Annotated in this window: 9 protein-coding genes; 5 read left to right on the top strand and 4 right to left on the bottom strand. The window is 75.5% G+C overall.

The window, feature by feature from the left end; genetic code table 11:
- Positions 1 to 12: 12 nt before the first annotated feature.
- Together ACLQ2W_RS17020 and ACLQ2W_RS17015 are read right to left on the bottom strand one after the other, a co-directional pair.
- A complete protein-coding gene (locus tag ACLQ2W_RS17020; protein ID WP_425787265.1) occupies positions 13 to 756 on the bottom strand; it encodes an SAM-dependent methyltransferase in 744 nt (247 codons plus the stop codon).
- Positions 757 to 817: 61 nt separating this feature from the next.
- Positions 818 to 1,357, bottom strand: coding sequence for a phosphatase PAP2 family protein (locus ACLQ2W_RS17015; RefSeq protein ID WP_425787264.1), 540 nt, complete (start codon positions 1,355 to 1,357; stop codon positions 818 to 820).
- A 219-nt stretch (positions 1,358 to 1,576) separates the two neighbouring features.
- Here ACLQ2W_RS17015 and ACLQ2W_RS17010 point away from each other — a divergent pair, with 219 nt between their 5' ends.
- Positions 1,577 to 2,263 (top strand): hemerythrin domain-containing protein, encoded by a 687-nt coding sequence (locus tag ACLQ2W_RS17010; RefSeq protein WP_425787263.1) that lies wholly within the window; start codon positions 1,577 to 1,579, stop codon positions 2,261 to 2,263.
- Positions 2,264 to 2,272: 9 nt separating this feature from the next.
- On the opposite strand, the gene ACLQ2W_RS17005 is transcribed toward ACLQ2W_RS17010, so the two are convergent.
- Complete coding sequence (locus tag ACLQ2W_RS17005) at positions 2,273 to 5,662, bottom strand: BTAD domain-containing putative transcriptional regulator (protein WP_425787262.1); 3,390 nt, start codon at positions 5,660 to 5,662, stop codon at positions 2,273 to 2,275.
- Positions 5,663 to 5,819: 157 nt separating this feature from the next.
- Between ACLQ2W_RS17005 and ACLQ2W_RS17000 the strand changes: the two genes are divergently transcribed.
- The 3 genes from ACLQ2W_RS17000 to ACLQ2W_RS16990 all read left to right on the top strand — a co-directional run bounded on the left by ACLQ2W_RS17000 (position 5,820) and on the right by ACLQ2W_RS16990 (position 13,013).
- On the top strand, positions 5,820 to 8,942 hold the full coding sequence (locus tag ACLQ2W_RS17000) for a hypothetical protein (protein ID WP_425787261.1): 3,123 nt from the start codon (positions 5,820 to 5,822) through the stop codon (positions 8,940 to 8,942).
- Between the two features lie 224 nt (positions 8,943 to 9,166).
- The gene (locus ACLQ2W_RS16995) at positions 9,167 to 12,517 is read left to right on the top strand and encodes an ALF repeat-containing protein (protein WP_425787260.1); all 3,351 of its coding nucleotides are present in this window, start codon (positions 9,167 to 9,169) and stop codon (positions 12,515 to 12,517) included.
- 4 nt (positions 12,518 to 12,521) lie between these two features.
- Entirely contained in the window at positions 12,522 to 13,013 is a 492-nt protein-coding gene (locus ACLQ2W_RS16990) for a hypothetical protein (protein WP_425787259.1), read from the top strand.
- A 57-nt stretch (positions 13,014 to 13,070) separates the two neighbouring features.
- Here the strand turns inward: ACLQ2W_RS16990 and ACLQ2W_RS16985 are convergent, their stop codons facing one another.
- Positions 13,071 to 14,054, bottom strand: coding sequence for an NAD(P)-dependent alcohol dehydrogenase (locus tag ACLQ2W_RS16985; RefSeq protein WP_425787258.1), 984 nt, complete (start codon positions 14,052 to 14,054; stop codon positions 13,071 to 13,073).
- Positions 14,055 to 14,154: 100 nt separating this feature from the next.
- On the opposite strand from ACLQ2W_RS16985, the gene ACLQ2W_RS16980 reads away from it, so the two are divergent.
- On the top strand, positions 14,155 to 14,943 hold the full coding sequence (locus ACLQ2W_RS16980; protein ID WP_425787257.1) for a TetR/AcrR family transcriptional regulator: 789 nt from the start codon (positions 14,155 to 14,157) through the stop codon (positions 14,941 to 14,943).
- Positions 14,944 to 14,988: the final 45 nt, after the last annotated feature.

Raw genomic sequence — 14,988 nt, 5'->3', positions numbered from 1 at the left:
GGCGACCGGCGGTCAGGCGCGGCGCAGCACCAGGGTCGCGAAACCCAGCAGGTTGCGGTAACCGCGCAACCATCCGTCCCGGTGCGCCCGGGCGACCGTGAGCGCCTCGGCGGCGTCGGGATGGCCGGGGTTGTCGAGCGCCCACTCGGTGAGCGAGCCGACCCACGACCATTCGTAGTTGTCCCACTCGGCGGCGTCGCTGAGGTGCGCGTACACCGGGGTCCAGCCGGCCTCCTCGGCGGCGTCCACCAGGCCGGCGAGGTCGGTGTGGTCCTCCGGTTTCGCGTCCAGCGCGGCCAGCGCCTCCGGCGTCGGCGGCGCCTGCCAGAAGCCCTCACCCACCAGCAGGATCCCGTCCGGGTTCACGTGCCGGCCGGCGGCCCGCAGCGTCCCGGCGAAGCCGTCGAAGATGTGCGTCGAACCCACGCACAGCACCAGGTCGTAGTCGCCGTCCGGCACGTAGCCGCGGGCGTCGCGTTCGTGCAGCGTCAGCCGGTCGGCGAGGCCGCGCGTCTCGGCCGCCGCGGCGGCGTGTTCGAGCGCGTGGTGGCTGACGTCGACGCCGTCCGCGTGGCCGTCCGGATAGTGGGCGAGGGCCTGCATGGCCCAGGCCGCCCGCCCGCAGCCGAGGTCGAGGATGCGCGCCGCCGGCCGCCGGTCCGCCCGGCGCAGGAGCCGGTTGACGTTGACGCCGGAGACCGGCGCCGCGATCGGGTGGTGCGAGTGCGCGATGTCGCTGAGTCGTTGACGATCCACGGTTGACAGTGAACACCACCGGACCGGTGCGCCGGCTCACGCTCCGAGGCCGGGCCGGACCTCAGGCGGTCGGGTCGGGGTGCGGCCGGAACCGGCGCGCGAAGCGGCGGGTCGCGACCGCGACCGTGACGACGGCGACGGCGGCGACGAGGGCGCCGGCGGCGATGTCGCCGGGGTAGTGCACGCCGGTCCAGACCCGGGCGAAGCCGATGACCACCGCCAGGATCGTGAGCACCGCGCCCCAGCGCCGGGACAGGAAGACGCCGACCGCGAGGGCCAGGGTGAACGCGGCGGTGGCGTGGTCGCTGGGCAGCGACGGACCGGTCGCGTGCGGGATCAACTGGTGCACGTGATGGGTCTGGAACGGCCGTACCTCGGTGCTGAGCGCGGCGGTCACCCGGCCCAGCGCGAACGCGAGCGCGAGCGCGGCGAGCACGCGCGCCACGGCGCCGGCGGCCGGCCGGCCGGCGCGGACCACCGGCACCACCGCCAACGCCCCCAGGACGTAGATCAACCACACCGCCGCCCACTCGAACGCGTCGTCGACGGCGTCGACCCGCCCCGCCCCGGCGTTGATCATCTGGAACAGGTGGTAGTTCACGACGCCACCGCCCCTCCTCGGCTGCCGACCCGTGTCCGGGTGGCTTCCACGCTCGCACGCGGGCGTCGCCGGAGGCCGGGAAAGCGCCGAATTCCGCACGCCGTCGCGGCGGCGCCCGACGGCCAAGCCGCCACCAAGTGAGCGCCAGGTGCGGCGATCGAGGCTCGACGCACGACATCCCGCCGAGCGGGCCGCTGACCGCAGCGGCCGGAGGAGACCATGGACACGACCGATTCCGAGACCGGACCGAACCTCGTCGGCTTCCGGATCAACCACCGTACGATGCGCGCCGACACCCGGCGACTCGCCGACCTGTCGGACCGGGTGGCCGCCGGCCTGATCACCTACGACCGCCGTCGGGCGCGGGCGCTGCGGACGTACGTGTGGCTGCTCTGCGCCGGCATCCACCACCACCATCGGATGGAGGACGAGGTCCTCTGGCCGGTGCTGGAACGCTCGGCCGCCGCCGAGATCGACCTGCGCGAGCTGAGCGACGACCACGCCTCGTTGGACCCGGTGCTGGACGAGGTACGCGCGGCCGTGGACGACCTGGTCTCCGTGTTCGCCCCCGGTGGGCCGGCGGAGCACCGGGTACGCACCGCCGCGCGGCGGCTCGCCACGGCCCTCGCCCAGCTGCGCGACGCCCTCGACGAGCACATCGAGGAGGAGGAACGGCTGATCTTCCCGGTGATCCGCCGGTACGTCAGCGTGGCCGACTGGGACACCGTGGAACGGGCCGTCCGCAAGGGCGGCGCGCTGCGTTTCGAGCTGCCCCGCATCGAGCGGTACGCCGAGCCCGCCGAGCTGGACGAGCTGAAGCGGATCGCCGGACCGGTGCTGCGGCTGACGCTCGCGGCGGTGCGACCGGGCTTCCGGCGACGGGAGGCGCGGGTCTTCGGCGGGTGAGCGGCCGGCTCACGCCGCCACCGGCACGTACGCCGATTCGTCGCTCCACGGCACGGCGCCGACCGCGCGGGCCAGCCGGAGCCCGGCGTCCCGGTGCGCGGCGGCCGCCACCGGGTCGCCGAGCGCGGCGGCCAGCTCGGCGAGCGTCTGGTCCACCGGCCCGAGCGAGATCGACCCGCACTCCAACCCGGCGAAGCGGCCGGCCCACGGCGACAGCTCCCGGTAGCAGCGCCGGGCGGCCGGCATGTCGCCGAGCCGGGCGGCGACCTGACCGCGCACCGTCATCCAGTACAGCCAGAGGTAGTCCGGACGGATCGGGGCCCGGGGCCGCCAGACCGCCCGCGCCCCGGCGTGGTCCCCGGCGGAGAGCAGCGCGTGGGCCAGCACGTCGTGGGCGTCGTCCGGCACCCGCGCGTGCACCTGCCGCAGCTCGTCGACCACCTCGTGCCCGCGCCCGGCGACGGTCAGCGCGGTGAACCGGCCCATCAGCCCCATCGCCGCCGCGTTCGGGCCGCCGACCCGGCTCATCCGGTCGCTGATCTCCGCGTAGCGGCGCGACGCCTCGTCGAGGTCGCCCCGGAACAGCGCGCAGAGGCCGGTGAACCAGCCCATCACGGCCAGGATCAGGCCGAGCTGGCCGGTGGTGGCCTGCTCGACCGCCCGGTCGACGTGGTGCCGGGCCCGGTCGAAGTCGGCCTCGGCGAGCGCGGCCTGATAGAGGATGTGGTGGGCCTCGCAGCGGTACGCGGTGAGGCCGGCGGCCTCGGCCGTCGCCAACAGCTCGCGGCCCACCTCGGGCAGCTCGGCGCGGTGCGCGGGAGCGACGGTGACGAAGTAGCGGGCGTTGAGCGCGCGGCAGAGCACGGCCGGGTCGTCCTGCCGGCGGGCCAGCGCGAGGCCCTCCCGGGTGACCTCGTCGGCGCGCTCCTGGTCGGCGCCCTCGATCTCGAACGCCAGCACGCTCAGCAGCCGGGACCGCAGCGCCGGACGGTCGTCGCCGACCCGGGACAGTTCCTGCTCCAACAGCCGGACCAGGGCTTCGTCCACCAGGCGGTCCGGCCGGATGGTCCAGGTGACCGGGGCGTCGAAACAGGTGAGCGCCGCGTGGACGGCCGCCGGATCGCCGGTGCCGGTGGCCAGCCGTACCGCCTCGGCGCGGGCGGCGCGGGCGGTGAGCACGTCACCGGCGAGCGCGCCGGCGGTGGCCAGACTGCGGTGCAGGTCGAGGCGGGTCCGGACCGTGGTCGCCGGCGCCAGGTCGACCGCGCGCAACGCGCCGGCCCAGAGCGCGGCGGCCTCCCGCGGCGCGCCCAGGTCGCCGGCGCGGCGGGCCGCGGCGGCGAGGTGGCCGATCGCGTCGGCCGCGGTGGCCGGGGTGAGGGCCGCGAGCGCGTGTCGCCCCATCGCGGCCACGTCGTCGACATGCCGCTCCCGCAGCACGTCGAGGACGCGGCTGTGGATGCGGGTGCGCCGCAGCAGCGGGACGCTGTGGTAGAGCGCGTCCCGCATCAGGGCGTGCGCGAACCGCACCCGGCCCGGCGCGGGCTCGACGAGCAGGCCGGCGGTCACCCCGGCCTCCAGCCCGTCGAGGACCTGGTCCTCCGGGCCGCCGTCGACCGCGAGCAGGGTGTCGATGTCGGCGGTCTCGCCGAGGACCGCGGCCTGCCGCAGCACCGTCCGCGCGCCGGCCGGCAACCGTGCCAGCCGCCGCGCCAGCACGTGACCCAGGCCGGCGGGGACGCCGTCCAGCGCCGCCGCCGGCCCTTCGGCCGCGATCAGCTTGGCCAGCTCGATGGTGAACAGCGGATTGCCCGCCGCACGGTCCCGGACGGTACGCAGCAGCTCGGTGTCGGTGCTGTCCACGCCGTAGCGGCGCAGCAGTTCGCCGACGGCGTCCGCGTCGAGGCCGCCCAGCTCGCAGTCGACGGCCGGTACGCCGGCCAGCGCGGCCCGCGCCACGGTGAGGTCGTCGGTCACCTCGTCCGGCCGGTACGTCGCCACCACCAGGACCGGCGCCCCGGCGAGCGCGGCGGCGAGGTGGCGGAGGATGCGCAGCGTCTCGCCGTCGGCGCGGTGGACGTCCTCGACCAGCAGGAGCAGCGGGCCGTGACCGGCCAACCGGGACAGGTAGGCGGCCAGCGCCTGCCGGAGGTGGAACTCGTCGTACTCCCCACGGGCCCCGGCCGACGTGCCGGTCTCCAACAGCAGGCGCAGCCCGTGGGCCTCCGCCTCGTCGAGCGGGAGATGGCGGCGGGCGGCGGTGACCACCTCGTGCCAGGCCCAGGCCGGCGGTGCGCCCTCCACCTGCGGGCAGGTCCCGGTCACCGGACGCCAGCCGTTCCCGGCGAGCGTGTCGGCGAGGTGCTGCGCCAGCGTCGACTTCCCCGCGCCCGCCTCGGCGCCCACCCAGCAGATGCCGAGGCCGGTCCGGGCGGCGCGGGCCGCCGCGGCGCGCAACCGGGCCAACTCGGCCGCCCGGCCCAGCGGTCGCTCGGGGCGTGCCCCGGCGCTCGCGGCGGGAGCGGACGTCGCGGCTGCCCCGGCAACTGCCTCCGGCCCGGCGCCGGCCCTCGGTTCGGTGACGGCCGCCGGCCCGGCGCCGGCGGCGGGCCGGGTGGCGACGGCGGCGGGCGCCTCCAGCCGGGGACTCTGCCGTAGCAGGTCCGTCTCCAGGTCCCGCAGCTCACGGCTGGGATCGATGCCCAACTGCTCGGCCAACACGGCGCGGACCGCGCGCAGCACCTCCAGCGCGTCCGCCTGCCGGCCGAGGCGGTACAGCGCGACCGCGAGCAGCATGGCGGCCCGTTCCCGCAGCGGGTGCTCCCGTACGTGCGGATCGAGGTCGAGCACCACCTCACCCGGGCGGCCCAGGTCGAGCAGCAGTTTCGCCCGCTGCTCGACGGCGTTCAGCCGCAGCCGGCCCAGCCGCTCGCGTTCCCGGTCCGCCCACGGCTCGCCGGCGAACTCGGCGTACGGCGTGCCGCCGTCCCAGCAGGCGAGTGCCGTCTCCAGGTCGGCGACCGCCGCGGCGGGCCGGTCGACGGCGGCCGGGGTCGCCGCCCGGAGCCGCGCCTCGAAGCGCCAGGCGTCCACGTCGGTCACCGGCAGCCGCAGGGCGTAGCCGGGGGCGACGGTGACCAGGATCCGGGCCGGGGCGCGGGACGGACGGCCCGGTTCCAGCGCCCGGCGCAGGTTCGACACGTACACCTGAAGCGCCGCCTGGGCCCGTGGCGGCGGGTCCGCGGACCACAGGTCGTCCACCAGCCGGTCGACCGACACCGCGTGACCGCCGCCGGCGACGAGCCGGGCCAGCACCGCGCGCTGCCGAGGCGCGCCGAGGTCGATCGCGGCGCCGTCGTGGAGGGCCCGCACCGGGCCGAGCACGCCGATCGTCGTCACGCCGTGACCCTAACCGGACCGGTCCACCGTGGAGATCGTCCATCCGACGGTCCCGACCGGTACGCCAAGCGCGCGTTAAGCACCCGCCAACTCCGGTCCGGCTCGATGGAGGCCGCATCGCGCCCCGCGACCGCGGGGCGTCGGAGAAGGGACATCCATGAGAACCCAGAAGGGCCGCCCACACCGGTGGCTCGCCGCGGTGACCGGTGTCGGCCTGGTCGTCGGGCTGGCCGGGCCGGCGGTCGCCGCCGACCCGGTCACCTACGACGAGCAGGCCGTGCACCACGCCCTCTTCGCGGCCGTCGTCCAGGTCCGCGAGGGCGGCACCCCGGGCCTGACCGACGCCGTGCTCGCCGCCGAACTCAGCGACTGGCGCGCCACCCACCCGACCGCCGACGCTGCCGCCGTCGGCGCCCACCTGACCACCGTCACCGCCCTCGTCGGGCAGGCCGTCACCGGGTCCGACGAGTCACCCGGCAAGCTCCACCTGCTCGGCGCGGCCGTGGAGAAACTCGCCGGCAGCGGTGAGGCGCGGCTCGGCGGCCCGGCGGTCCGAGGGCTGCTGCGCAGCACGACAGGTGAGGAACTCGGCGGGATCGTGCCGCCGATCGAGCAGATCCGCAGCGGCACGCAGGACCACATGTGGGAGATGCTGTCGCGGAGCGCGATCGGCCAGGTCTGGGCCGGGCTGCACACCCGGGCCGCCTCCGACGCCGTCCTCGCCGAGGTCTGGAACACCGCGGTCGGCGCCCGGCTCGGCGTACGCCTGGACACCCCGGCGGACGAGCTGGCGCAACTGCCCGACCTGTCCGGCCACCTCGACCTTGCGGCGATCACCGCGAAGCGGTACGACAAGGACGCCTACCGGGCGGAGATCCAGACGCAGCTCGACGCCGCGCTCGCCGCGCTGCGGGCGCGGTCGGCGGCCGCGGTGACCGACGCGGTGGCCCAGTCCGACCGCTTCCCGATCGGCGGCCCGGACAGGCCGACAGCCACCGACGAGGCCGCCGCCAAGGCCAAGGCGGAGGCCGACCGCAAGCTCAACGAGAAGCTCGGTCAGGCCGTCACCGTGCTCGGCAAGCTCGCCGGCATGGTGGACAAGCAGTTCGGCCGGCAGATCGAGACCATCGCCAAGGCCGTGGTCGGCGCCATCTCGGCCATCACCACCTACACCGCGGCCATCTCGGCCGCCGGGATCACCACCGCGGCGCTGGCCATGTCCACGTTCACGCTGGTCGGTGGCCTGGTGGGGGCCGCGATGATCCTGCTTCCGCTGTTCACCTCCGGCGGCGGGGCCGACGACGCCACCGGTGCGCAGATCGCGGCGCTGCGGGACCAGATCAACCGGCTCGCGGCGGGCATGGACAAGCGGTTCGACCGGATCGAGAAGATGCTCGGCGTGATGTACGACGCGCTGAGCGCCCAGCTCACCGCACTCGCCCGGGACCTCGCCGAGGTACGCGCCCAGTTGACCGTCATCGCCGGGCAGCTCATCGTGCTCGACCAGCGGGTCGACGGGCTCGCGCTGGCCAGCCAGGCGGCGTTCGAGCAGATCGCCCAGCAGCCGCTGCGGACCAGCGTCGACCGGTACGTGCACCGCGAGGCGCGCACCGGCTCGGCGATCGACTCCTTCGCGACGTACTTCGACCAGGGTGACTCGCCGACCCGGACGTTCGCGGTCGACTCGGCGCGGCAGGCGCCCCACGTCGTCCCGGTCGGCACGTCGCTGGCCGACCCGGTGTCGACGGTCGGTCTCCACCTGCCGGCCGGCGCGATCGACTACCTGGCCCAGTGGGCGGGCGCCCGGGGCATCGCGCTGACCCCCGCCCCCGGCGACGCGCCCGCCGGTGGCGTGGCGAACCCGTCGACGTGGCTGCTTGGCGCGCGCGCGAACCTGATCCTGCAACTGCAGAACCCGCAGTACGCCGCCCAGGTCGGCGCGGCCGAGACGCAGAGCACGATCGCCGCCGGTGACGCGGTGAACCGTCGGGTGCGGCAGTTCAGCGCCCCGGCCGCGGACGGCGGCACCAACGCGCTGTTCCAGCGCCTCATGGCCGACTACCGGTCGGCCACGGGCCAGTGGAAGGCGGCCCTCGACGAGGTCGGCCGGGCGGTGCGCTGGGTGGAGACCGACCGCGACTACGACATGTGGGGCAGCGTCGACCAGGACGTCCCGGCGGCGGGCCGGATCGCGGACGTGGCCAGGATGTCGTTCTGCGGACAGGCCGGGGGCGTCACCACGCCGAGCCGGGTCAACCGGTCGGCGCTGCCGAACGTCTACCACCTCGCCAACTACGCGATGGCCCCCGCGCACCGGCCGGAGCTGCGCTCCTGCCTGGACGCCGACTTCGTCAACGTGGAGGTGATCGACGGGCCGCGCACCCAGCGGACCAACGCCGACCTGCAACTGGTGGTGCGGCAGCAGGCCAAGTGGCTGGGCGGCGACTGGCAGGACGTGCGGACCGTGACGTGGAAGACGCACCTGATCGACGTCTGCCTGTGGGACCAGCGGGCCAACCCGCCGACCGGCTACTGCCGGGAGCCCGACTACTACATCAACCAGAAGTGGGACTCGACGTACCGGCCGGCGTTGGACAACAGCGGGACGGTGGTGGAGAACCCCGCCGCGGTGGCGCTGGCGCGTACCAAGACGCGGGCCATGCTCACCGGTAAGCAGCGCTACTTCTACCGGGTGGCGGCGCTCGGCACCGGCGTCGACCGGCCGGCGGCCGGCACCTGGTCGGTCTCCCAGCAACTGTGGGACGCCGGGAAGAGGGTCTCCGACACGGTCCGGATGCTCCAGATCTTCTCCGAGCTGGGCTGGTCCTCGGCGTTGGACCGGGACGACGTGCTGCACGGTCAACTCTTCGGCGACCGGTCCCTGCCGGCGGACTACCGCCTGCCGCGCAGCCAGGACAGCTACAACACCGGATCGCTGCACCTGTTCAACGCCTACCAGCGGGCGCTGGCGAACTACGCCACCTGCGCCCAGGTCCTCGACTGGGACCCCTGTCAGGGCGACGTCTCCGGGCTCGAGCCGATGCGGGGACAGGAACGGTTCACCGCCGGGTGCGCCGCCGCTCCGGCGACCGAGGCGCCCGACGACCCGCTCGGCTCCTGCGTGCTGCGGGCCGGGACGGTGGGCGTCGACAGCCTGGCCGAGCGGTACGCCTACTGGTCCGGCCGGATCAAGGCCGGTAGCCACCAGGAGGGCCTGGCGACGGTGCGGACCGTGGTGGGCCTGCTGCGGGCGACGAACGTCAGCGTGCACGCGAACTGACCCGGATCCGGCCCGGGGGCGCGCCGCCGCGGTGCGCCCTCGGACCGGCGGGTATCGACGATTGTGGTGGTTCGTCCATACGGGACATCACGCTGCTCCCGGCGAACATAGCCTGGCCGCGCCGGAACTTCTGTGCCGGCGTTGCCAGTGGACGAACGGGGGAACAGGCCGTGAGAGGTCGCCGAAGGCGCCCGGGCGGGACGACACTACGTGCCGTCATCGCCATGACCACCACCATGATCGTGACAGCGACGACGTTCGCGTCACCGGCCAGCGCGGCGGATCCGCTGACGCCGGCGGACCGGGCCCGCTGCGTGGAGCTGATGCGCACCGGCGGCCCCGCCGTCTCGCGGGCGGCCGAGGTCGCGTTGACCGGCTCGGACGCGGACCTCCGCGAGTTCCTCGACACCGGCTATTCCGAAGCGGTGGCGCACGACAGCCGGGACGTGGTGGAGCAGTACCAGGAGATCGGCGGGTCCAACACGAGGCAGGCGGCCGAGGCGGCGTTGGCCGGCACCCCGGCCGACGTGCAGCGGTTCCTGGAGAGCGGCTACGAGGCGCCGCTCGCCCTCGACCTGCGGGTCCGCGCCGCCCAGGTGATGACCGTGGGCGGCCCCCAGGTGAAGGCCGCGACCCAGCGCGCGCTGACCGGCACCCCGGAGGACCTGGAGCGGTTCTTCTTCCTGGAGCTGGGCAACGCGCGGATGCTCGACGACCGGGTGCGGATCGGCCAGATCATGACCGCCGGTGGTCCCGCCGTCCGCGAGGCCGCGCAGCAGGCGCTCGCCGGCACCGACCGGGACCTGCGCGACTTCCTGGTCCGGGGGCAGCACGTGGCACGGGCCCGGGACCAGGAGGTGAGCACGCTCACCCAGTTGGTCAGCCAGGCCAAGGAGGCCGGCGAGATGGCGGCCGAGGAGACCGAGGCCGCCAAGAACGCGTCCGCGCAGGCGGTGGAGGCGGCCCGGCTGGCCAAGGCCGCCGCCGAGCGCGCCAAGGCGGAGACCGAGGCGGCCCGCGAGTCGGCCAAGCGCGCGTCCAGCGCCGCCGCCCGGGCGGCGGACGCGGCGGCCCGCGCGGCCGACGCGGCCCGCACCGCGGTCGGCGCCGCGCGGGCGGCCAACAACGCCGCCCGGCTGGCGTCGAACGCCGCCGCGCGCGCCGCCTCGGCGGCCACGCTCGCCGGGCAGGCGGCGTCCCGCGCGTTCGGCGCCGCCGCCAACGCGGCGACCGACGCGACCAAGGCCGCGGCGGCCCGCACGGCCGCCGCCGAGGCACGCCAGGTGGCGGTCAACGCCCGCAAGGCGGCCGACGCCTCGCTCGCCGCCGGCAACGCGGCCCAGGCCGCCAGCGGCGCGGCATCCGCCGCGGCCAGCGCCGGCAACAACGCCGCCGCCGCGGCGACGGCGGCCGCGGCCGCCGGCAACTACTCCAACGTGGCGGCGGCGGAGGCCGCGCGGGCCCGGGCCGCCGCCGCGGCGGCCCAACGCAACGCCGCGGCGGCGACCCGCGCCGCGAACGCCGCCGAGCGGTTCGCGCTGAAGTCGGCGCAGGCCGCCCGGCAGGCGTACCAGGCGGCGTTGGACGCGGCGAAGCACGCGGAGGCAGCCGCGGTGGCCGCGGACGACGCCGCGGCGCACGCCGGCGAGGCCGCCACCGCGGCGGCTCGGGCGACGGCGGCCGCCACCGCCGCGACCACCGCCGCGAACACCGCGACCGAGGCGGCCAACCAGGCCGTGCAGGTGGAGGAGGACGCCCGCCTGGCGGACGCCGAACGCCTGGCCGACCAGACCGAGGAGGGCAAGGCGGACGCGGCCGAGGCGCGCGTCGCCGAGCAGGAGCGACTGGACCGGGCCGCGGCGGACGCCGCGGAGGAGGCGCGGCTGGACGAGCAGACCCGGCAGTGGCTGGCCGAGGCCAGCGCCCCCGGCGCCTCGTCGGAGGTCGTCCTGTCCAGCGGGCGTCGGGCTGCCGCGCGTCTGATGACCACCGGCGGCGACTGGACCCGGGCGGCGGCGGGCGCCGCGCTCGCCGGCTCCGAGGCCGATCTCCGCAGCTTCCTCGCCACCGGGCGGGAGGCCGCCGCCGAGGAGGACGACCGGATGAAGGTCCGGCACATCGCCGCCACCGCCGACAAGCCGGCGCTCAAGACGGCGGCGGAGACGGCGCTGACCGGCTCGCACGACACCGTGGTCACCTTCCTGGAGACCCGGGAGTACCCGGGCAAGGACACCGACGACCGGATCAGGATCGGTCAGTTGATGACCGCCGGCGGCACCCAGATGAAGGCGGCGGGGCAGGCCGCGCTCAACGGCACCCCCGCCGACCGGCACGAGTTCCTGACCACCGGGCAGTACGCCGCGGCCGAGCTGGACGACCGGGTCCGGGTCGGCCAGATCATGACCGCTGGTGGTCCGGAGGTGAAGTCGATGGCCCAGATCGCGCTCACCGGCCCCCGGTCGTACCTGAAGGACTTCCTCACCGACGGGCAGTTCCGCGCGCAGCGTCGGGACGCCGAGGCGGCCACCCACATCGCCCGGGTCCGTGGTCTGGTCTCCGAGGCGCTGCGGTACGCCGCCGACGCCCGCCGGGACGCCGCGGAGGCGCAGCGGGTGGCGGCGGTCGCCCGCAAGGCGGCCCAGGACGCGGCGCGCTACGCCGAGCAGGCCGCCACCGCGGCCAGCCAGGCCGCCGGTTACGCCGACCAGGCCCGCACCTCGGCGCAGCAGGCGGCGGCGTCCGCGGTGCAGGCCGCGGCGTCGGCGCAGGTGGCCCGCGACGCGGCGGCCGCCGCGCAGCGGGACGCCCAGGCGGCGGCGCGGTCCGCCGCGACGGCCGACGCCGCCGCGGCCCGGGCCGCCTCCTACGCCGACGCCGCCCAGCGGGCTGCCGCGCAGGCCCGCGCCTCGGCGCTGGCCGCCGGCAAGAGCGCGCAGGAGGCGGCGGCGGACGCCCTGGCGGCGCTCGACGCCGCGGTGCGGTTGCAGCGGGAGGAGCAGTCCCGTGGCGGCCCCGAGCAGAGCCCCTGGGAGGTGCCGGTCCCGGGCCAGGACCCGCCACGGGACCCGCCGTTCCGACTGGGCAACCAACTGCTCGGCAACAACCTGCTGGCCCAGGCGGCCGTCAAGTTGTGGGGCGGCCAGTGCTTCGCCGGCCAGAAGCAGATGATCTGCTACGGCGTGCAGACCCCGAACGGGCGGCCGATCACGATCGGCGACTACCTGCTCTACCCGGACTCGTCGAGTGAGCTGCTCCAGACCGTCAACGCCGAGGCCGCCGAGCGGGAGGCGCTGCGCCGGGCCGGGGTGGACGCTGGGACGTACGGCCCGGACCTGCTCGAACACGAGGCACGACATTCCGATCAGTGGCAGCACTTCAGCCCGCCGAGCTTCCTGGCGCTCTACTTCTCCGGCACCGCCCTGTCGTACCTGCTCACCGGCACCGACGGCGACGCCAACCCGTGGGAGATCGGGGCCAATCCCTGGAAGGGCGGATACTGGGAGCATGGCAAGGAACCGGCGCAGCCCAGCTGGCTCGAACCAGTGGCCAAGTGCATGCTGGGTCTCTGCTGGTGAGCCGATGCTGAGGCCGTCCCGGCTGATCCGGGTGGCGGGCGTCCTCGCGACGCTCGCCACCGTGGCCACCGTCTCCGCGTGCTCGCCGGCCGCCAAGCGGGTGACCGCGGTGCGCCAGGTGGACGGGCAACCCACGATGCTGATCGTCGGCTGCGACACGTTCGACGCGGACCGGGTGAGCGTCTCCACCGAGGGCGTCTCCCCGCCGGCGCAGTGGGACGCCGACCGCGGCACCGGCGGGGCCGTCGACGAGGTCCGGTTGTTGCAGTCGCCGTCGGGGTGGACGGTCGACGGGCAGACGCTCACCGCGTTCCAGCCCGGTACGGAGTACACCGCCTCCGCCTTCGACAGCGGGCAGGGCACCGTGCCGGTCCGCTTCACGCTGGCGGAACTGGCCGCGCTCCCGCCGGGTCAGGTCCTGGTCGGCGAGCCCGGCGGCAAGCGGAAGGCGGTCACCGAGGACGCGTTCCGCCGCGCGGCGAAGAAGTCCTGCTGACGGCGGAGGAGTGCCGGTCGGGGCCCGGACGGGCTTCGTCCGGCACTCGTTCGCGGGTCAGCCGGTGATGACGACCTTCGCGCGGGCGTGCCCGCCTTCCAGGTAGCGGATGGCGGCGGGCACCTCCGCGAGCGGGTAGGTGCGGTCGACGACCGGCGTGAGGTGGCCGGCTTCGGCGTGGGCGCGCAGCGCGTCGAGGTGTCGCCGGCCGGGTGTCGTGGCGAGGACGACGATGCGGTGCCGGACGAGCGGCGCCACCAGCCGGCCACGCGTGAGCAGCCAGACCGGTCCGACGAGGTGGCCGCCGCGGTAGACGCCGCCGCCGGAGAGCACGAGCGTCCCGGTCGGGGTCAGCGCGCGCCGCAGCGCGGTGAGCGAGCGGTTGCCGACCAGGTCGAACACGACGTCGTGGCGGCGGGGGTCGCGGGTGAAGTCGTCGCGGGTGTAGTCGATCACGTGATCGGCGCCGAGTGTGCGGACCAGGTCGACGTTGCGGGTGCTGCAGACCGCGGTCACTGTCGCGCCGAACGCCTTGGCCAGTTGGACGGCCAGGGTGCCGACGCCGCCGGAGGCGCCGTTGACCAGGACGCGCTGCCCGGGTTGGACCCGCCCGGCGTCGCGCAGCCCCAGCAGCGCGGTGGTGCCGGCCAGCGGTAGCGCCGCCGCCTGCTGCGGTGTCAGGTTCGCCGGCGCCGCCGCGACCAGGTCCTCGGGTACGCACACGTACTCCGCGAACGCGCCGTTGGCGTCGCCGAGGTCGCCGTAGACCGGGTCGCCCACGCGCACCTGCCGGACGTCGGCGCCGACGGCCTCGACCCGGCCGGCGAAGTCCCGTCCGCGGATGCGGGCCCGGGGCCGCGTGCGCCCCATCGCCAGTCGCGCCAGCCACGGGTCGCCGCGCGTGGCGTGCCAGTCGTACGCGTTGAGCGCGGCGGCCTCGACCCGCACGCGCACCTGGTCGGCGGTGGGTTGGGGCACCGGAACGTCCGCCAGCGTGAGTGTCTCCGGCGGGCCGTACCGGTCCTGGACGATCGCCTTCATCGAGCCTCCTTGGTGTACGCCGTACACCTATGGTCGGTGTACGGCGTACACCTGTCAAGACGGTTAGGGTTCAACCACCGCCGCCGGGAGCGAGGACGAGATGGCTGAGCAGGCCGACGTGGCGCGCCGGGCGCCACTGAGCAGGGCACGGATCCTGCGGACCGCCGTCGCGCTCGCCGACGAGGCCGGCATCGCCGCCCTCAGCATGCGCAACCTCGCCCAGGAGTTGGACGTCGTGCCGATGGCCCTCTACAAGCACGTGGCCAACAAGGACGAACTGCTCGACGGCATGATCGACGCGGTCGTCGCCGAGATCGACCCACCGGCCGCCGACGGCGACTGGAAACACACGATCCGCCGACGCGTGCTCTCCGCGCGACAGATGCTCCGGCGCCACCCCTGGGCGTCGCTGGCGATCGAGACGCGCGACACCGCGACGCCCGGCGTCCTGGCGTACCTCGACTCCATGGTCGGGGCGTTCCGGGCCGGCGGGTTCTCCGTCGACCTGGCGCACCACGTGATGCACGCGATGGGCAGCCGGATCCTCGGCTTCAGCCAGGAACTGTTCGACGCGTCCCGGCGCGCCGGCCGGTCCGGCACGTCCGGGCCCGAGCCGTCGGCCGCGTTCCCGCCGGAGGCCGCCGCGCGGTTCCCGTACCTCGCGGAGGTCGCCGGGGCGGCGTCCCACGAGGACGGATCGGTGGTCGGTTCGGGCTGCGACGACCAGTTCGAGTTCGAGTTCGCGCTGGACCTGCTGCTGGACGGCGTCGAACGGCTGCACCGGCAGGGCTGGACGTCCTCGCGCCGGGCCTCCGTCCGCGCGGCGGACAGCAGGCGTGGCACCGAAGTGGACCGACCGGGGACGGAACCGTCGTCATCTCGACAGTGATGCCGACCGTTCAGGGGCGGGGCGCCGCAGGCCCGCTACGGCAGA

It is taken from the genome of Micromonospora sp. DT227 (genome assembly GCF_049841835.1).
Classification (GTDB): Bacteria; Actinomycetota; Actinomycetes; order Mycobacteriales; family Micromonosporaceae; genus Micromonospora.
This window is presented reverse-complemented; position numbering and strand designations above follow the sequence as displayed.

Bases quoted from the DNA above. Each gene is read 5' to 3' on its own strand.
- ACLQ2W_RS17000 (WP_425787261.1), top strand. From the start codon at position 5,820: ATGAGAACCCAGAAGGGCCGCCCACACCGGTGGCTCGCCGCGGTGACC.
- ACLQ2W_RS16980 (WP_425787257.1), top strand. From the start codon at position 14,155: ATGGCTGAGCAGGCCGACGTGGCGCGCCGGGCGCCACTGAGCAGGGCA.
- ACLQ2W_RS17010 (WP_425787263.1), top strand. From the start codon at position 1,577: ATGGACACGACCGATTCCGAGACCGGACCGAACCTCGTCGGCTTCCGG.
- ACLQ2W_RS16985 (WP_425787258.1), bottom strand. From the start codon at position 14,054: ATGAAGGCGATCGTCCAGGACCGGTACGGCCCGCCGGAGACACTCACG.
- ACLQ2W_RS16995 (WP_425787260.1), top strand. From the start codon at position 9,167: ATGACCACCACCATGATCGTGACAGCGACGACGTTCGCGTCACCGGCC.
- ACLQ2W_RS16990 (WP_425787259.1), top strand. From the start codon at position 12,522: ATGCTGAGGCCGTCCCGGCTGATCCGGGTGGCGGGCGTCCTCGCGACG.